General features: G+C 67.6%; 10 protein-coding genes. 6 read left to right on the top strand and 4 right to left on the bottom strand.

Features of this window, described 5'->3' with window-relative positions; genetic code table 11:
• Positions 1–112 precede the first annotated feature (112 nt).
• Positions 113–1,444 carry a hypothetical protein gene (locus Pla123a_RS00685; protein WP_146583601.1) on the top strand — a complete coding sequence of 444 codons (1,332 nt, stop codon included), beginning with the start codon at positions 113–115 and terminating at the stop codon, positions 1,442–1,444.
• A gap of 107 nt (positions 1,445–1,551) precedes the next feature.
• On the opposite strand, the gene Pla123a_RS00680 is transcribed toward Pla123a_RS00685, so the two are convergent.
• Positions 1,552–2,238, bottom strand: a complete 687-nt coding sequence (locus Pla123a_RS00680) for a hypothetical protein (RefSeq protein ID WP_146583600.1) — start codon at positions 2,236–2,238, stop codon at positions 1,552–1,554.
• A gap of 167 nt (positions 2,239–2,405) precedes the next feature.
• Complete coding sequence (locus Pla123a_RS00675; protein ID WP_146583599.1) at positions 2,406–3,110, bottom strand: GDSL-type esterase/lipase family protein; 705 nt, start codon at positions 3,108–3,110, stop codon at positions 2,406–2,408.
• Between the two features lie 101 nt (positions 3,111–3,211).
• Here Pla123a_RS00675 and uvrA point away from each other — a divergent pair, with 101 nt between their 5' ends.
• From uvrA to Pla123a_RS00660, 3 genes are all read left to right on the top strand, one after another.
• Positions 3,212–10,567, top strand: coding sequence for an excinuclease ABC subunit UvrA (gene uvrA, locus Pla123a_RS00670; RefSeq protein WP_146583598.1), 7,356 nt, complete (start codon positions 3,212–3,214; stop codon positions 10,565–10,567).
• A gap of 184 nt (positions 10,568–10,751) precedes the next feature.
• Positions 10,752–11,243, top strand: a complete 492-nt coding sequence (locus tag Pla123a_RS00665; protein WP_146583597.1) for a DUF4304 domain-containing protein — start codon at positions 10,752–10,754, stop codon at positions 11,241–11,243.
• A 73-nt stretch (positions 11,244–11,316) separates the two neighbouring features.
• Positions 11,317–11,892, top strand: coding sequence for an MOSC domain-containing protein (locus tag Pla123a_RS00660; RefSeq protein WP_146583596.1), 576 nt, complete (start codon positions 11,317–11,319; stop codon positions 11,890–11,892).
• 42 nt (positions 11,893–11,934) lie between these two features.
• Here Pla123a_RS00660 and Pla123a_RS00655 read toward each other — a convergent pair whose 3' ends face one another.
• Both Pla123a_RS00655 and Pla123a_RS00650 read right to left on the bottom strand, forming a co-directional pair.
• On the bottom strand, positions 11,935–12,648 hold the full coding sequence (locus tag Pla123a_RS00655; protein ID WP_146583595.1) for a class I SAM-dependent methyltransferase: 714 nt from the start codon (positions 12,646–12,648) through the stop codon (positions 11,935–11,937).
• A gap of 75 nt (positions 12,649–12,723) precedes the next feature.
• Entirely contained in the window at positions 12,724–16,455 is a 3,732-nt protein-coding gene (locus Pla123a_RS00650) for a LamG domain-containing protein (RefSeq protein ID WP_197527560.1), read from the bottom strand.
• A 415-nt stretch (positions 16,456–16,870) separates the two neighbouring features.
• Here Pla123a_RS00650 and Pla123a_RS00645 point away from each other — a divergent pair, with 415 nt between their 5' ends.
• Positions 16,871–18,064, top strand: a complete 1,194-nt coding sequence (locus tag Pla123a_RS00645) for an oligogalacturonate lyase family protein (RefSeq protein ID WP_146583593.1) — start codon at positions 16,871–16,873, stop codon at positions 18,062–18,064.
• 112 nt (positions 18,065–18,176) lie between these two features.
• On the top strand, positions 18,177–18,662 hold the full coding sequence (locus tag Pla123a_RS00640) for a hypothetical protein (protein WP_146583592.1): 486 nt from the start codon (positions 18,177–18,179) through the stop codon (positions 18,660–18,662).
• Positions 18,663–18,711: the final 49 nt, after the last annotated feature.

The raw sequence follows: 18,711 nt of genomic DNA, 5'->3' as shown, positions 1-18,711 counted from the left end.
AGCTGGGTTCTTTGTGCAGACCGGCCCGCCGACCCGTTCGGCGAACCTTCCCGCGGGCACTGCCGCACCCCACCGCCATTGGCCTCCCCACGCGCCCCACCACGACGTCAACATGAAGCAACCCACCACCCGATTCGCGTTCACGGCGGCGGCCCTGCTGCTGGCCGCCGCACCGTCCCCCGCTCAGATGTACATCAACGAGGTGTTCTTCAACCCGGGCGGCAACGGCTCCGACGCCCGGGACGAGTTCATCGAGCTCCGCGGTGCGGCGAACGCCCCGCTGACGGACCACTACCTGCTCATCATCGAGTCGGAGAACAACGGCGAGACCGGCTTCATCGAGAATATTCTTGACCTGGGGGCGTACTCGCTCGGCGCCAACGGGTTCTTGGTGATGCGCCAGGCGTTCAGCCTGTACGGGGCGCCCGACGCCATCAACCCGCTGGCGACCGACCTGGTCAACACCGGACCGCCGCTCCCCGGCCCCACGTTCCCCGGGTTCGGCGACGGCGTGAACAGCACGATCGGCGCGTCGGACCTGCCGTCGCTGGCAGGCAACCCCGGCGAGGGCCAGCTCGAGGGGAGCGGCTTCACCGCGATGCTGATCCACAACCAGAGCGGCGACGCGCCGATGCTCGGTCAGGACTTGGACGACGGGGACGACGGCCTCGACCTGCCGACCGGCGCCGCCGGCTGGAAGATCCTCGACTCGGTCGGCTTCATCACCGAGCTCGACGAGCTCGACGGCCGGGTCTACGGCCGGGCCAACTTCATCACGGTCGACGCGTTTGTCGAGCCCGGCTTCGTCCCCAACGTTGAGCCCGACGCCGACTACGCCTTCCTCGACTTCGAGGTCGAGTACCTTGGCCGCTGGGGCAACTCGACCGGCTTCACCACCGACGACTGGCACGCCAGCAACTTCACCGACAACCCGGGCTCCGGTTCCGCCGGCGTGAACGACCTGACCGGGTCTGCCAACGACTCGATCGACTGGCGGCAGTCGCTGATCGGCAACCACCCGGTCGACGACGGCGACCCCAACACGCCCGCCCCGCCGGCTGCGGAAGTTGAGTCGAGCAAGAACGTCCCCTACGGGACTAAGCTGGCCAACACGCTGGGCGGGCCGAACTACGTGACCGGCGACTACAACGGCGACGGCTACGTCGACGCCGCCGACTACACCGTGTGGCGGGACACGCAGGGTCAGACCGGCTCCGAGTCGGCCCACCCGGCGGCCGACCACAACCACGACTTCCTGGTCGACGCGGCCGACTACACGTTGTGGAGCGGCGACTACGGCGCTCCCAACGGGGCCGCTCCCAACGGCGGCGTGTTCGCCGCGGCCGCCGCCCCGTTGCAGTCCGCGACCCAGACGCCAGAGCCGGCTGCAATCGCCCTGCTCGCCCTGGCGGTGGGTGGCGTCGCCCGGCGGCAGCGGGCTTAGCCGCCAACGCCGCTTGCTAGTGAGAACCTGCCTAAGCACGAAAACAGCCGCCGGGGCAATCGCCCCGGCGGCAGTTTGTGCTTGTCGGTTTGTCGCCTGGCGGTGCCCTACCGCCGGCGGCGGAAGGTCGAGAGCCCCATCAGGCCGGCGAACGAGATCGCCATCGCGGTCGGCTCCGGCGCCGCCGTGCCGGGCGATCCGATGATCGGGAAGGCGCCCCCGCCGGCGCTGGCCAGCGCGCCGAACTCGCCGGCAACGCTCCAACGCTGGTTGACGACGTCCCAGGTCGAGCCGTCGATCACCCCGCCCGCGACCGCCGCGTCGTAGTCTGGGTAGGCTTCGAATTCGATCCGGTCGCCAACGATGAAGTCCGGGAAGCTCACTTCGCCGGTGAAGATTGTGACGCCGTCACCACCGCCACCCAGGCCAGAGCCGTCGAACCGGCCGACCGACAAACCGGCGACGTTCGAGAACACCGCCAGGAACTCGGCGATAACGGCGTCTTCGCTGCCCTGCACAAAGATGGCCGACTGACCGGGGGCGATCGAAGTGACGCCCAGCAGCGGGTCGGCGGCCGTCGGGTCCTCCGAGTCGTCGTCGTAGAAGAGCGGCCCGTCGACGGCGCTGTCCCACGCCATGTCGCCGTAGTTGGTCAGCTCGAACCAGTCGGCCGTCACGTCGGCTTCGACGCTGTGGCCGGAGTAGATTTCAGTAACCTGCAGGTTGTAAGCAGCCTGCGATGACAGAGCACACAGCGTCGCCGCTGCGCATAGCAAGTACGTGGTCGCCCTCATGAGACAGTCTCCTCAGTCAATTGGTGTGGCGAGAGGCGCCTGGGTAAGCCGCGTCCGGGCAGGCGTGCCAAGACGCACAAGGCCGGATAGACTACGCACCAATCTTGAAGACCGTGTGAAGATCGTCCTAAAAAAGCAGGAAACGGACCCCCTCGAGGGGCGCCAGCCTATTCCTGCTCGGCCTGCACAAGTTCGCGCACGGCGTCGTTCCAGATCGTGTAGCCGGCCGGGGTCATGTGCAGGTTGTCGTCGCGGAACAGCTCGGGGCGGGGCCTGCCGTCGTCACCCAGCATCGCCGGCCAGATGTCCACGTACACCATGCCCTCGTGCTGGCCGCAAACATTCTTGATCTCGGCATTGAGGGCGTGGTACTTGTCCACCAGCTCCCAGCGCGAGGGGCTTGGCTTGGCCGGGATTACGGCGATGGTCGCCTCGGGCAGTTCGGCGCGGATCCGGTCGGTCAGCTCCTCGAACTCACCCTGGATCGACTCGATCGAGCGGCCGCCGGCGATGTCGTTGTCGCCGGAATAGAGGATCACCAGCCGGGGCCGGTGCTTCAGCACGAGAAGTTCGGCGTGCCGCACCAGGTCGCGGTAGGTCGAGCCGCCGAAGCCGCGGTTCAGGATCGGCGGGTCCAGCTCAGGAAACGCCTGCTCCACCCCCCACAACCGGGCGCTGCTGCTGCCGGTCAGCACGACGCCCCCCTCGGGGTAGGGGCTCCGCTCGTCCTGCAGGGCAAATTCCTCCATGGCGGCGGCCCAGCGGTCGGTCTGCGGCTTCGTGCCCTGGGCGGGCTGAGCTAGCACCGTTGCAGCGTGCAGACAGCAGGTCATCAGCATCAGAGCGACCTGGCAGATTGTGAAGCTTCTCATAGCTGTACAAGTGTCCTACAATACGCGGTTCGCGCCGCCACGGCTGGCGGCGCGGCCCCGCTGCGACTAACAACCCGGCCCAAGCGGCCGGCAGGATAAGCATGCCCGCCTCTGACATCATTATCCGCGGCGCCCGCGAACACAACCTTCGCGACGTCGACGTCCGCCTGCCACGCAACCAGCTGATCTGCCTGACCGGCGTGTCCGGCAGCGGCAAGAGCTCGCTGGCCTTCGACACGCTGTTCGCCGAGGGCCAGCGGCGGTACGTCGAGAGCCTGTCGACCTTTGCGCGGCAGTTCCTGGGCCAGATGCCCAAGCCGGACGTCGACCACATCAGCGGCCTGAGCCCGTCGATCTCGATCTCGCAGAAATCGTCGGGCAACAACCCGCGGTCGACCGTCGGCACCATCACCGAGATCTACGACTTCCTGCGGGTGCTGTACGCGCGGGTCGGCACGGGCCACTGCCCGTCGTGCAGCAAGCCGATCGCCGCGCAGACGCGGGAAGAGATTATCGGCCGCATCATGCTGCTGGAGAACAAGACCCGCTTCGCGGTGCTGGCGCCTATGGCGCGGCGGCAGAAGGGCGAGTTCCGCGACCTGTTCGAGGACCTGCAGAAGCGCGGCTTCGTCCGCGCCCGGGTCGACGGCGAGGTGGTCCAGCTCTCCGACGCGCCGGCCCTCGACCGGCAGATGCGGCACAACATCGAGGTGGTGGTCGACCGGCTGGTGGCCGGTCCCTCGGTCCGCGGCCGGCTGGGCGAGGCGGTCGACTCCGCGCTCAAGCTCGGCAAGGGCGACCTGATCATCGCCGTCGACCAAGGCGACGACGACGCGCCCGCCAAGCCGGCGGCCAAACGAAAACGCGCCGGCAAGACGCAGTCGGCCGCCGTGCAGGGCGACATCGCCATCAGCGCCCACTTCGCCTGCACCGACTGCGGACTCAGCTTCGACCAGCCGACCCCGCAGCTGTTCAGCTTCAACAGCCCGCAGGGCATGTGCGAGACCTGCGACGGCATCGGCGAGTTCTTCTCGTTCGACCCCCAGCGGCTCGTGCCCGACCCAGAGAAGTCGTTCGCCAAGGGGGCGATCGAGCTGGTCGGCACGTGGAAGGACCTCGGCCGCTGGAAACGCCACATCTACCAAGGCGTCGCGGACACGATGGAGCGGCTGCTCGAGATCGAAGAAGGGACCCTGCTCGAGACCCCCTGGGGCGAGCTCACCGAAGATCAGCAGAACCTCTGGCTGTGGGGCACGGGCGAGGAGCACATCACCTACACCTGGCGGGCGGGCAAGTCGTCGCAGAAGTACGGCGGCGAGTTCGACGGCGTCATCCCCCAGCTGCTCGACAAGTACAGCTCGAGCAAGAGTAAGGCGCAGATCGCCAAGTACGAGCAGTACATGCGGATCATCGAGTGCCCCGACTGCAACGGCGCGCGGCTCAACCCGCAGGCGTGCGCCGTCACCCTCGAGACGGCCGACAAACACTTCGCCGAGAAGCCGAAGCGGAGCCTGCCGGAACTCTGTCAACTGCCCATCAGCGACGCCCAGCGGTTCTTCAGCGAGCTCAACCAGACCGACGCCCAGGCGTACATCGCCGAGGAGGTGCTCAAGGAGATCCGCGGCCGCTTGGGCTTCCTGGCCAACGTCGGCCTGGAGTACCTGTCGCTCGACCGCACGGCGCCGACCCTGTCGGGCGGCGAGTCGCAGCGGATCCGGCTGGCCGGTCAGATCGGCTGCGGCCTGGTCGGCGTGCTGTACATCCTCGACGAGCCGTCGATCGGCCTGCACCCCCGGGACAACGACCGCCTGCTCGGCACCCTCCGCCAGCTCCGCGACATGGGCAACACGGTGGTGGTCGTCGAGCACGACGAGGACACCATGCGGGCGGCGGACCTGCTGATCGACTTCGGCCCCGGCCCCGGTGTGCGCGGCGGCGAGGTCGTGGCGGTGGGCGACTGGGAGAAGGTCGCCAAGTCCGAAAAGAGCCAGACCGGCGCGTTCCTCGGCGGGCGGCGGAAGATCGAGGTGCCGAAGCAACGGCGGATCAGCTCCGACGAAATCGAATCCCCCTCCCCGGCAGGGGGAGCCCGTTCTTCCAGGGAACTGAGGGGAGGCGGTAAATCGTCCACCAAGGGCGACCCTTCCTGTAATGGCGAGCCGGACTCGCAGGGCGCCCCCACCCCGGCCCTCCCCCAAGGGGGGAGGGAGTATTTGCGTGTCCGCGGCGCGCGGCACAACAACCTCAAGAACATCGATGTCGAGATCCCGCTCGGCGCGTTTGTCTGCATCACCGGCGCTTCGGGCTCGGGCAAGAGCTCGCTGGTCAACGACATCCTCATGGAGGCCCTCCGCCGCGACCTGATGAACGGCAAGGGCGACCCCGGCGAGCACGACGCGATCGAGGGGATCGAGCACCTCGACAAGGTGATCTCGATCGACCAGTCGCCGATCGGCCGCACGCCGCGCTCGAACCCGGGCACCTACATCAAGGTGTTCGACGACATCCGCAACCTGTTCGCGCAGCTCCCCGAGTCGAAGCGCCGCGGCTACAAGCCGGGCCGCTTCAGCTTCAACGTCGCGTCGGGCCGCTGCCAGGCGTGCGAGGGGAACGGCAGCAACAAGCTCGAGATGGACTTCCTGGCGGACGTCTGGGTCACGTGCCCGGTGTGCAACGGCCACCGCTTCAACCGAGAGACCCTGCAGGTCGAGTACAAGGGCGCCAGCATCGCCGATGTGCTGGAGATGGACCTGCAGCAGGCCCTCGCCCACTTCGACGCCATCCCGCAGATCAGCCACAAGCTGCAGACCCTGCACGACGTCGGCCTCGACTACCTGAAGGTCGGCCAGCCCTCGCCGACGCTGTCCGGCGGCGAGGCCCAGCGGATCAAGCTGGCCCGCGAGCTGGTCAAAAAGTCGACCGGCAAGACGCTCTACATGCTCGACGAGCCGACCACCGGCCTGCACTTCGCCGACATCGAGATGCTGCTGAAGGTGCTGCACAACTTTGTCGAACTCGGCAACACCGTGGTGGTGATCGAGCACAACCTGGACGTCATCAAGACCGCCGACTGGGTCATCGACATCGGACCCGACGGCGGCGCCGGCGGCGGCCGGATCGTGGCGGCGGGCACGCCCGAGCAAATCGTCGCTGACTTCGAGGCAAGCGGCAAGAACAACAAATCCCCCTCCCCGGCAGGGGGAGGGGCTAGGGGAGGGGGTTCGAACCGTGTACCCGCTTCACCCCCTCCCCTAACCCCTCCCCCCTTGGGGGAGGGGGATTTTGTGTCCCCCACCGCCAAGGCGTTGGCCCCGCTGCTGAACGGCGGCCACGCGTCCACAGCCAAGAAGCAGGCCCGCAAGGCGGTCAAGCAGGCCAAGTACATCGAGGTCCGCGGCGCGCGGCAGCACAACCTACGCGGCGTCGACCTGAAGATCCCGCGGGAGGAGATGACCGTGTTCTGCGGCCCCTCGGGCAGCGGCAAGAGCAGCTTGGCGATGGACACCATCTACGCCGAGGGCCAGCGGCGGTACGTCGAGAGCCTGTCGAGCTACGCGCGGCAGTTCGTCGGCCAGATGCAGAAGCCGGCGCTCGATCACATCGAGGGCCTGTCGCCGGCGATCGCGATCGAGCAGCGGAGCACTGGCCACACCCCGCGCTCGACCGTCGGCACCGTCACCGAGATCTACGACTACCTGCGGGTGCTGTACGCGCGGCTGGCGCAGCTCTACTGCCCCGAGTGCGACCTGCCGGTCGGCACGCAGACCTCCGACCAGATTGTCGACAAGCTGCTGACCGAACCGGAGGGGACCAAGCTGTTCCTGCTGGCCCCGGTCGAGGTCGGCGTCGGCGAGTCGTACGCGGACATGTGGAAGAAGCTGCAGGAAGAAGGCTACCTGCGGGTCCGCATCGACGGCAAGATCACGGAGCTCGAGAAGGCGCCCAAGATCGACCGCCGCAAGCACCACGACGTCGCGGTGGTGGTCGACCGGCTCAGCATCCAGCAGAAGTCCCGCGCACGCATCGCCGAGGCGGTCGAGGGAGCGCTGAGCATCGGCCACGGCGTGCTGCAGGTGGTCTACCCCGACGATAAGCAGCCCGAAACACGCTGGCAGACCCGCACGCATAGCCAGCACCTGGCGTGCGAGGGCTGCGGCCGCAGCTTCACGCCGCTCACGCCGCACAACTTCTCGTTCAACAGCTCGCTGGGCTGGTGCCAGTCGTGCGAGGGCCTCGGCACCCAGACCGGCGCCGACCCGGCCGCCCTGCTCCGCGACGCCGACCTGACCCTCGAACGCGGCGCGCTGCTGGTCTGGCCCGACGTCTCGAACGAGTTGTCGATGGCCATGCTGCAGGCGCTCAGCCACCACACCGGCGTGCCGATCGACACCCCGTACGACCGACTAAGCGCCAAGCAGCGGCGTGTGGTGCTGTACGGGACCGGCGAGGAGTGGATTGACGTCGCCCTCCCGCAAGGGGGGAGCGGGTTGTCCTTCCAATTCAAGGGCCTGTACCCGGCGCTCGAAGAAGCGTCGCGTCTGTCGGTCCGGCTGCGGACGCAGCTCGAGCACCTGGTCGCCGAGATCGAGTGCAGCGACTGCGGCGGCAGCCGCCTCCGCGACGACGCCTCGGCCGCGCAGTTCCGCTCGCTCACCATCGAACAAATCTGCCGCCTGCCGCTCGGCGAGCTGCTCGAGGAAATCCAGGCCTGGAACCTCGACGCCCGCGAGACCAAGATCGCCGGCGAGCTGGTCCGCGAGATCGCCAACCGGCTGACGTTCTTGGTGGAGGTCGGCCTCGAGTACCTGACGGTCGGCCGCGGCGCGCCGACGCTCTCCGGCGGCGAGTCGCAGCGGATCCGGCTGGCGAGCCAGGTCGGCAGCGGGCTGGTCGGCGTGCTGTACGTGCTCGACGAGCCGACCATCGGCCTGCACCCGCGGGACAACACGCGGCTGATCGGCGCGCTGCACAAACTGCGCGACCTCGGCAACACCCTGCTGATCGTCGAGCACGACAAGGAGGTGGTCGAGAGCGCCGACGGCCTGGTCGACTTCGGCCCCGCCGCCGGCCGCTTCGGCGGCGAGATCGTCGCCCAGGGGTCGCCCGAAGCGGTCAGCAAGAAGCGCAAGAGCGTCACCGGCCCGTACCTGAGCGGTAAGAAGAACATTGCCATCCCGTCCAACCGGCGGATCGACGCCGCGGCGGAAGGCGGGAAGCGGAATGCGGCCAAGCAGGGCGGGACCGAAGGCAGCGATTCCCCCCTCCCTCTGCCCCCCTCCCCCTTCCTGCAGATCCTCGGCGCCCGGCACAACAACCTCAAGCACGTCGACGCCCAGATCCCGCTGGGCGCGTTTGTCGCCGTGACCGGTGTGTCGGGCTCGGGCAAGAGCTCGCTGATCAACGAGATCCTCTACAACCAGCTCGCCCGCACGCTGCACCGCGCGGGCACGGTGGCCGGCGCCCACGACGACATCCGCGGCGTAGAGCACATCAACAAGGTGATCCGCGTCGACCAGACGCCGCTGGGCAACTCGCCTTCGTCGAACCCGGCGACCTACACCGGCGCGTTCGACCTGATCCGCCAGCTGTTCGCCCAGCTGCCCGACGCCAAGCTGCGTGGGTACTCGGCGCGGCAGTTCAGCTTCAACGTTGCCGGCGGCCGCTGCGACGCCTGCGACGGCGCCGGCGAGGTGTGCGTCGAGATGCACTTCCTGCCAGACGTGTGGATCAAGTGCGAGACCTGCAACGGCCACCGCTACAACCCCGACACGCTGGCCGTGAAGTACCGCGGCCGCAGCATCGCCGACGTGCTCGAGTTGTCCTGCGGCGAGGCCCTCGAGCTGTTCGACAACATCCCCAAGGTCCGCCGCGTGCTGCAGACCCTGTGCGACGTCGGCCTCGACTACGTCACGCTCGGCCAGAGCGCCCCGACGCTCTCCGGCGGCGAGGCCCAGCGCGTCAAGCTGGCCGCCGAGCTCGCCCGGCCCGACACCGGGCAGACACTGTACCTGTTGGACGAGCCGACCACCGGCCTGCACTTCGACGACCTCGCCAAGCTGCTCGACGTGCTGAACCGGCTGGTCGACCTGGGCAACACCGTGCTGGTCATCGAGCACAACCTCGACGTCATCAAGACCGCCGACTGGATCATCGACGTCGGCCCCGAGGCGGGCAAGCACGGCGGCCGGATCGTCGCGGCCGGCACGCCGGAGATGGTCGTGGCCAGTCATCAGGCGAGCGCAGCGAGCTCCAAATCTCCCTCCCCCGAGGGGGGAGCCCGTTCTTCTAAGGAACTGAAGGGAGGGGGCGAAGCGGGTACCGGGCCAGAACCCCCTCCCCTAACCCCTCCCCCTGCCGGGGAGGGGGATTCTCTGCACTCGCACACCGCCGAGGCCCTCGCCCCGGTGCTCGCGGCTGGCCCTTACAAGAAACGCAAGGCGTTCAACCAGGCCGCGTTCGACAAAGAGAAGTTGGGCGATGTCGACCTCGACGAGTTTGGGCAGGACGTCGCGATGCCGTGGGAGGAGGACGGCCAGGCGTGGCACTGCGAGAACCGCGTCTCCCAGGCCGGCGACCCCGTCATGTGGGACGGCGAGATCCTCCGCCGGGTCGAGAGCTACATCCAGGACCTCGGCGACGAGCTCGGCATCGAGTGGTCGCCGACCAACTGGAACCACCGCTCGATCGTCGAGGTCACTGGCGAGAAGAAGACCGCCGGCTGGTTCCTGCACGCGTTGACCTCGCACCGCTGGCTGCTCAACCTCAAGTTCCGCACCGCCAAGAAGACCTTCCAGCGCGACCAGCTCACGGTCGACCTCGACCTGAAATCGCTCAACGAGATCGACGAGATCCCCGCCTACGGCAACGGCCCGCGGGTCAAGTGCAAGAACCTCCGCGGCCCCTGGCAGGAGGTGCAGGTCCACGTGCACAGCTTCGAAGAAATCGACACGCCCGCCTTCTGGGGGTTTGTCAAACGAGCGGCCGAGGGCTTCAAGGCGTTCACCGAGCGGAGCTCCGCCGACCCCGACGCCATCATGCCGTGGAAGGTGATGGGCCAGAAGTGGCACCTCGCCCGCAAGGGCTTCCCGCCGGGCAAGAAGCCGAAGTGGTCGACCGAGCTGCTGGAGGAGGTCTTCGAGATGCTCGAGGAGGCGACCCCCAAGGGGCAGTTCCTGTGGAACAACAAGGTGCTGGTGCACCGCATGGCCGGCGACCGCCCCGACCCGTGGGCGACCGTGGTCACCAAGCGGCTGGCCAACGTCGAGCTCGCGCTCAATGGCCCCAAGGGCGCGTTCCAGCTGGGCAGGGTCACCGACCTCGGCGTCGAGCAAGAACTAACCACCGACCACGACGAACGCGATACGGTGCGCCTCCGCTTCGTCGAGCCAGACGACCTGCAGCGCGGCGACCTCGAGGGCTTCTTGCGCGAGCACCTTGAGGCGTGCCAACGGGCTTAGGTCTTGGTCCCCTCCCCCTCTGGGGGAGGGCTAGGGTGGGGGCGCCGCGGGTACCCGGGCCGGCGTGGGCAGTACCTAAATCACCTCAGAGCTGCGATCCTGGAACGCCCAACTCCCAAGCGCATATCCTGGATGGGCCTAACGCATCGATCTCCCGTCGAAGGGCGCCTTCTAGCGACTTTGCATGGCAACAAACCCTCTAACCAAGCTCACGCAGAAAGCATTTAACGATGCGTGTCGAGATTTCACTGTGGCGTTGAAAGAACGCGGATTCTCAAAGACAAAAACCCGCATGTGGGTTCGCATCAACAAGCAAACGATCGACGTAGTCACTCTGTTCCGCGAAGGCAGTTCCTATGGCGCTCCGAGTGGCGGCACGCTCGATATCCGCTTGAATTCGGCAATTCGCTCGCCGGCTGAAACGACCGACTATCTCGCTCTGAATGGGCCACAATCAGATGTCGCTCGAACACGCAGTGGAAAGTATCATCTTCGCTTCCGAGTCGAATCCCGCCACATGTATGAGCGATGCATGACTGACCTGATCCGATTCGTCGACTCGGAGTGTGAGCCTTGGTTCATTGAGATGCAACATTCTGAGGCGACATTGGACAAAGATGGCCTTTGTGATCCCAGTGTCGAGACGCAAAAAGTACTAGGCCTAAGGCTGGGCTAGTTCCCTGGTGAACCTCGCCTGGAGAGCCCGTGTCCTCACGGCGCTCTACACCCAACCCTAGGGAGTCGCCCGCATGGCAGCCGAAACGTCGCCCCGCCACCTCAGCCGACAGGAACTGGAAGGGCTTTTGCCCGACGTCACGGCCTCGCCGCGTGCTGTCGGCGCCCTGCAGGCGATCTTCGTCCGCCCCGCCGAGAACGAACGCCGCTCCGTTGACCATGCCGAGCTCTCTCAAGAAACCGGCATCGTAGGCGACCGCTGGCTCACTAACCACTGGCAGCAACTCCCCAACGGCGCCTCCGACCCCGACACGCAGGTGTCGATCATGAACGCCCGCATCCTCCGCGCGATCTCCGGCGGCGACCACGAGGCGATGGGCCTGGCGGGCGATAACCTGATCGTGGACTTTGACCTGAGCGAGGACCACCTGCCCGCCGGCAGCCGCCTCAGGATCGGCGGGGAGGTCGAGATCCAAATCAGCGCCACCCCGCACACCGGCTGCAAGAAGTTCGTCCAGCGCTACGGCGTCGAGGCCCAACGGTTCGTGAACGGCGATGAGGGCAAACGCCATCACCTGCGGGGTCTGCTGGGCATGATCGTGTCGCCTGGAACCATCCGCGTAGGCGACCGCGTCGAAAAAGTCGCTTAGGCTCTCTGGGGTTGACCCGTGAAGGGAGGGACCTCTTGGTGTCTACTCCGACGCCGTCCACGGTTTCAGCTTCTCTGCGTCTAGCGGCGAGTCCTCCCTCGCGAAGAACAGCACGTGCTGCCACGGCAGCTTGTCGTACTGGCCGACCAGCTTGAAGTTATTGGCCCTGAACTCCTTGACGCACTGGGCCTGCGTCATCTTGTGCAGCGGCTTGATCGGCACATTCGGGTCTTCGGCGCGGAACTCGACCAGGGCCACCCGGCCGCGCGCGGCGAGCGACGCGTGGATCTTTGTCAGCATGGCTGCGGGCTCGTAGATCTCGTGGTAGACGTCCACCAACAGCAGCAGGTCGATCTGGCCGGCCGGCAGCTTGGGGTCGTCGCCGTCGCCGAGGACCGGCTTCACGTTTGTCACCTGCCGCGCCTCGGCCCGCTCGCGCAAGAGGTCGAGCATCTCCGGTTGGATATCGACCGCCCACACCACCCCGCCGCGCAGGATCTTCTCGGCCATCTTCAGCGCGTAGAACCCATTGCCGCAGCCGAGGTCGCACACCTGCTGGCCCGGTTCTAGGCCGAGCGCGGCGACCAGCTTTTCCGGCTCTTCCTCCCGTTCCCGCGAGTCCCGCACCAGCCACGGCGCACCGGTGTAGTGCATCGTCCGGGCGATGGTGCGGCCGAGGTACTCGTCGGCGGCGTGGGCGGTGGACGTCAGACGGCAAACTGCGAGCAGCAGCGGCAACAGAGTGTGTTTCGGCATCGGTCGTTCAATCGGTGCTGGGTGGGTCGCCCGCGAGGACGAACAGGACTCCAGCCTCGATTGTAGCGCCCCGACCTACCGCCGGGCCACCGTCGCGGCGGTGAGGACGCTCACCAGCAGGACCAACGCGGCGGGCTCGGGCACGGCCGCTGGGGCGCCGCCGACTGCCGAGGCGCCGTAGTGGCTGGTCCAGACCTGGTAGTCGAGTGCGTCGACGACGCCATCCGGGTGGCCGTCCGGGCCGGTGTGGTCGGCGGCGGCCAGGCCGTCCCGCCAGAGGGTGTAGTCGGCGGCGTCGACTTGGAGGTCGCCATTGAAATCGCCCGGCAGGAAGTCGAGGTAGACCACCTCGCCCGCAACGGTCGACACGCCGGCCAGGCCGTACTCGAAGGTGAGGTCACCGTCGGTCCCCAGGCCGAGCACGGCCGGGTCGTAAGCCGCGCCGATGGCGAGCGGCGCGCCGGCGACGACCGACGACTGCCCGAGCAGCCGCAGCTCGCCCAGCTTGGTCGCGTTCGACTGGTCAATCTCTTCCCAGCCCTCGCCCGTGCCGACCACCGCGCCGCCCTGGTCCTGCAGGCTGTTCCAGGAAGCGGTGCTCAACGCCCCGGCCGCGCTGCTAATCGCGTAGTAGTCGATGTCGACCGGCAGCGTCTCGGCGGAGGCCATGGTGATGGCGCCGGTGTAGGTATTGACATAGATGGTGAGCGCGCTTTCCTGGGTCGTGCCCGCGGCGATGCTGTCGAGCACCTCCTGCTGCGAGAGCGCGTGGTCGTAGATGCGGAACTCGTCGATCGAGCCGTTGAAGTACGGGTCGACGTCGCCGGGGAAGGTCGACTTGCCGAGGAAGGCGTAGGTCTCGATCACGCCGCTCAGCGGGTGGTTGTGGCTGACCGAGTCGATCAACACGCCGTCGAAGTAGACGGTGAACAGGTCGGCGCCGCCGTTGGCGTTGTCGTCGACGATCATCGCCAAGTGGTGCTGCTGCCCCTCGGACGGCGTCGCGTAGGTGATCTCGGTGCGGACGTCGTTCGTGGCGTACCTGGCCAGTGCGGGGTTGCCGCCCTGGCCGCTCTGTGGCGCGAAGTACAGGTAGCCCTCGGGCGTGACGTCGCGGCTGCCGTAGTCGAACAGCCGGGCCCAGGTCTGGTGCGTGTCGACGGTGAACCAGGTCTCGAACGTGAGGTCGGTGTAGGAGGAGATCTGGATCTCCTGCGGGTCGAAGCCGACGTAGTCGCCGAACCCGCCCGGCAGGTCGAGCTGCCCCTGGCCGTTGACCGCCGCGGCGCCGAACGCCTGGCCGTCGGCGCCGCCGATGCTGTCGTTCAGGCCGTTGTTGAAGCTGTAGAGGTGCTGCAGGTCGGCCCGGGCGGCGTCCGCGGCCAGCGCAGCCGTAGCCGCCACGAGCGTCACGGCCAGCTTGGCTCCCAATCGCGGGCGGCCCGCTGCGACGGCGCCGCTGCGCCGGCGGCGGTTGGTCCGCACGGCGCCCGCGGCGGCGGCCAGCGTGAGCAGCAGCGCGGCGGCCGGCTCGGGGATCTGGCCGAGGGCCTCGAAGGCCGCGGCGCCGTTGGCGGCGATGTAGTCGGCCTTGAACAGCAGGAAGTCGTCGTAGTCGTTGTCGCCGTCGCCGTCGAGGTCGCCGAGGCCGTACGACTCGGCGGCCGACGCGCCCGCGAAGACGCCGAAGAAGTTCTGCCGGTACGCGACCCAGTCGGCCGCGTCGAGCACGCCGTCGAAGTTGAGGTCGCCCCGGTCGAACGGCGACCCGCTGTTCCCCGTGTAGCGGACCAACGCGGCAATGGTCGAGCCGTTGCCGAGCGTCACGTCGAGCTTCACGTCCTCGTAGATCGACTGGGTCCAGCCGTCCTGCGTGCTGATCGCAAACGCCTGGTCGATCGCCAGCGTGGCCGCCGTGCCGGTCGACTCCTCGGCGAACCGCGTGCTGTCGCCGGGGGCCGACGTGACCTGCCAGGCGTTCGCGGCGTCGACCTCGCCGTTGCCGCTGCTGTCGAGGACGCCGGTGACGCCCGTCAAGAAGTTGTCGTCGAGCGACCCCGCGACCGACGAGAGCTCGTAGCCGAGGACGTCGAGCGGCTCGCCTGTTTCGTTGCTGAAGGTGATGGCGCCGGTGACGCGATCCACCGAGGCGTAGACCAGCAGGTTGGGCACGAGGCGGAAGATCTGGCCGGTGGAGCCCGCCGGGTAGTCGTTGTTGAACCCGGAGTTGCCGCGTTGGCCGCCCATGTCGACGATATAGAGGTTGCCGTCGTTGTCCTCGCCGAACGAGACGATGCGGCCGATGCCGAAGTCGGCCCCGAGGTCCGCCGTGTAGGTCGGGTCGTTCGGGTCGACCATCAGCGTGTGCCACAGCGAGTTGAGGTTGCGGTTCAGCACCACCTCCCGCGTGCCGAGCGACGCGACGTTGGTCCCCGATTCGTCCGGGACCAGGTTGAAGTTGTCGCCGCTGAAGTCGGCGACCGGCGTGGTCGCATCAAAGTCGAGCGAGAAGATGTTGCCCTGGGTGAAGTCCGCGTAGAAGTACTTGCCCTGCAGCTCCTCGATTGGGCCGCGGTAGACGTAGCCGCCGATGTAGGCGCCGCGGGGCCGGTCGCGGATCTCGACGTCGCCGGCGGTCGAGCCGGAGTTGATGATCGCGTGGGCGCCCTCGCGGATCGGGTTGATGCTGTCCTGGACGATCGCGCCGCCGCCGGCCAGGTCCCACTGGATGCTGGTGTCGCCGTTGGAGCGGTTGACGAACACGCCGGTCCCCTCGCGCTGCGGGAAGCCAAAGTCGTACGGCGCCTGCGTGCCGTCGTACGGGTCGGCCGGCAGGAAGTTGATCTCCTCGCGGGCGAACTCGCCGACGTCGCCGGACCAGAAGTCGCCGGTCAGCTTGTCCATGCTCATCCGGAACGTGTTGCGGGTGCCGGTGAAGTAGATCTCCTGCAGCGCCGGCGAGTAGCTGACCGACTCGGTCGGGCCGGTGTAGTTGAGCGTGGTGCCGAGCAGCTCGTTGCCCGGGTTCGCCGCGTTCCACAGTGGGATCGGGTTGGTGTCGGGGATGGCGAAGTTCTTGGCGGGGTCGGCCGGGTAGAAGTCGGGCTTGGCGGGGTCGATGTCGATCCGCAGCAGCTTGCCCTGCGCGATCGTCGACTTCTGCTCCGGGCGTTGGTCGGCGGGGCGGCCGTTCGAGCCGTCGCCGGCCGAGATGTACAAGTAGTTGCGTTCCGGCGAACCCGGGGCCGCGGAGTACGCACGCGGGTCGAAGCCGATCCAGTCGATCACGTGGTTGTTGTCGCCGAACACGTTGTTGTATTCGAGCAGCGTGCGATTCACGAGCGGGATCCCGCCGCGGCCGGTCGGCACGGTTCCGCCCGGCCCGCTGAGCTCGTACTCCTCGACGTAGTTCACCGGCCCGCCGGTCGCCGCCGACGAGACATACACCTTCTGGAAGCCGTCGGTCCCCGGGTTGTTGAAGTCGGGGTGGAACGCCAGCCCCTGCGGGCCGAGGTCGAGGGTCAGGTCGCGGTGGCTGAGGTTCAGCACCTCGGTCGACGCCTGGGTGTCCATGTCGTAGCGCCACAGGCTGCCGTGCGTGCCGCTGCCGGCGTTGACCCCGCCCGTGGTGACGCGGGTCATGTAGTAGATGATGTTGTCGGGGTCGCCCGGCGCCTGGTCGACGTACAGCGGCTGCTGCAGGCCCGACGCCACCCGCTCGACACGGTAGCTCTGGGCGCTGGCCGCGTGGATTGCGGCAGAGAGTCCGCACAGCGCGGCGATCAATGAAAACGTGCGATTCCCCATAGCGAGCCGCCTCTCGGTTCGTGTGTTCCTGTTTGCGCTCAGATCAGCACGCCGACCACCCCTTCGCAGCGGCCGCCCCGAATCGGAGGCCAATCGGAGTCGGTACGCGGCAGAGCAAGTGCGAGCACGCACCATCGATGAGCTGGAGCCCTGCGTCGCCAATGGCGGGCGGGCGGTGCGAGACGCTGCCAAGGCGTCCCGCGAGCGTGCTCCATCTTACCCAGCCGCGGAGTATGCACGCCACGGCCTCGATCTTGCAAAACAGGCCCCGGGTGCGGCGGGCCAGCGGCTGACGGCCCGTCCGGGCTCGGGGAGCCGCAGCACGTGGCCGTCCCAGCGGCGGGCGGCTAGGCCCGCTATAATCAGCCCGCGTCGATCGGTCGCGGCCCCCTCTTCTCTTGTGCGTACGAGAATCATGAACATCAAACGCCTGTTGTTCGCAGCCGCGGTCCTCACTGGGATCGGTTACTTTGCCACCGCCGAAGAGCCGCCGCTCGAGTGGACCGACCCGGACACCGGCTACCGCGTGGTCAGGCTCTCCCGCGGGTTTGACTCGGCCCGCAGCTTCTACTTCCACAACCGCCCGTTCCTAGCGGGAGCAGACGGTCAGGGCGACCAAATGGTGTTCTACGCGGCCGAGCACGAGGGCGAGGTCTTGCAGCTACGCGTGATGGACCTCGGCACGTTCGAGACCCGCCGGCTCACCAGCGAGTCGGAACGCATCGGCGGCGAGATCCTCTCGCCCGTAACCCGCGAGGCCTACTACCAGGCTGGCCGCCGGGTGATGGCGGTGCACGTCGACTCCGGCGCCGAGCGGACCGTCTGCGAGCTGCCCGAGGACCTGCCGGGCTCGGTCCGCACCGTGAGCGCCGACGGGTCGCGTCTGCTCGGCGTGTACGCCGACGGGATCCGCGAGCTGCTCCGCAGGCACCCCAAGAAGAGCGAGTACTTCAACATCATCTACGAGGCGCGGCTGCCCAACCAGCAATTCACCATCGACCTAGCAACCGGCGACACGCGGGTCGTGCAAGAATCGCACGACTGGCTGAACCACCAGCAGTTCTCGCCGACCAACCCCGACCTGCTGACCTACTGCCACGAGGGGCCGTGGCACAAGGTGCAGCGGATCTGGCTGCTCGACCTCGCAACCGGCCAGCACACCCCGATCCACGAGCGGACCGTCGAGCGCGAGATCGCCGGCCACGAGTTCTGGAGTCCCGACGGCCGGGCCGTGTGGTTCGACCTGCAGATCCCCCGCGGCGAGACCTTCTACCTCACCCGCTACGACCTGGCGACCGGCGAGGAGACCCGCTACCAGCACGAGCGGCACGAGTGGTCGGTGCACTACAACATCTCGCCCGACCAGAAGCTCTTCTGCGGCGACGGCGGCTCCGCCCACAGCGTCGCGCACTCGCCCGACGGGCACTGGATCTACCTGTTCGAGCCAGACGGCGACCGCCTGAATTCGACGCGATTGGTGAACCTTAAGGAACACGACTACGAGCTCGAACCGAACGCCCACTTCACGCCCGACGGCCGCTGGATCGTGTTCCGCGCGAACATGCACGGTGCTTCGCAGGTGTACGCGGTGGATCTGCAGAGCCGGTAGGTGGGCGAGCGATTCTTGACGCGGACGCTCGGCGACTATACTCAAGGGACCGCGTAGCACCGGGGATAGCCCGGGCGCGGATTAGCAAGAACTCCCGTCGCCGCGACGCCGCATGCACCAGATCTCTGCGAAGTCCACGCCCCTCTACAAACGGGTGTTCCCCACGGTCGGGACTGCTCTGGTCGGCGTTGTCATGCTGATCGGTGTGGGGGCGGGGATCGCCACCCGCCAGACCTTCGTGGTGGCGGTGTTTGTCGGCATCCCCCTATTCATGGCGGTATTTGGGGTGATGGTCCTGAAGCAAACGGTGCTCCGGCTGGTCGACGAGGTTTGGGACTGCGGCGATACGATCCTGATCCGCAACAACGGCCGCGAGCACCGGTTCCCGCTTGCGGCCTTCTCGGGGATCGTGTGCACCAAATTCCGGAACCCACCTCAGGCAACGTTGACGCTCCGTGAACCCGACGACGATCTCGGCGGCGAGATCCGCTTCCTCCCGCCAGGCCGCCCGTCGCCGTTGTCGACCCCGCCGGCGATTGAGGACCTGCGGTCGCGGATTGATGCCACCAACGCCCACGGCGACCTGCGCAATCCCTAGAGCGGCCGCATCTGGTAAGCTGCAAACCCACCCAGGCCGCCAACCAGAA

It is taken from the genome of Posidoniimonas polymericola (genome assembly GCF_007859935.1).
GTDB lineage: Bacteria > Planctomycetota > Planctomycetia > Pirellulales > Lacipirellulaceae > Posidoniimonas > Posidoniimonas polymericola.
The sequence above is the reverse complement of the archived record's forward strand: the minus strand, read 5'-3'. Positions and strand labels throughout refer to the sequence as shown.

Excerpts from the sequence above, each read along its gene's own strand:
- Pla123a_RS00685 (WP_146583601.1), top strand. The coding sequence starts at position 113 with ATGAAGCAACCCACCACCCGATTCGCGTTCACGGCGGCGGCCCTGCTG.
- Pla123a_RS00640 (WP_146583592.1), top strand. The coding sequence starts at position 18,177 with ATGCACCAGATCTCTGCGAAGTCCACGCCCCTCTACAAACGGGTGTTC.
- Pla123a_RS00655 (WP_146583595.1), bottom strand. The coding sequence starts at position 12,648 with ATGCCGAAACACACTCTGTTGCCGCTGCTGCTCGCAGTTTGCCGTCTG.
- Pla123a_RS00660 (WP_146583596.1), top strand. The coding sequence starts at position 11,317 with ATGGCAGCCGAAACGTCGCCCCGCCACCTCAGCCGACAGGAACTGGAA.
- Pla123a_RS00645 (WP_146583593.1), top strand. The coding sequence starts at position 16,871 with ATGAACATCAAACGCCTGTTGTTCGCAGCCGCGGTCCTCACTGGGATC.
- Pla123a_RS00650 (WP_197527560.1), bottom strand. The coding sequence starts at position 16,455 with ATGGGGAATCGCACGTTTTCATTGATCGCCGCGCTGTGCGGACTCTCT.
- Pla123a_RS00675 (WP_146583599.1), bottom strand. The coding sequence starts at position 3,110 with ATGAGAAGCTTCACAATCTGCCAGGTCGCTCTGATGCTGATGACCTGC.
- Pla123a_RS00665 (WP_146583597.1), top strand. The coding sequence starts at position 10,752 with ATGGCAACAAACCCTCTAACCAAGCTCACGCAGAAAGCATTTAACGAT.
- uvrA (WP_146583598.1), top strand. The coding sequence starts at position 3,212 with ATGCCCGCCTCTGACATCATTATCCGCGGCGCCCGCGAACACAACCTT.
- Pla123a_RS00680 (WP_146583600.1), bottom strand. The coding sequence starts at position 2,238 with ATGAGGGCGACCACGTACTTGCTATGCGCAGCGGCGACGCTGTGTGCT.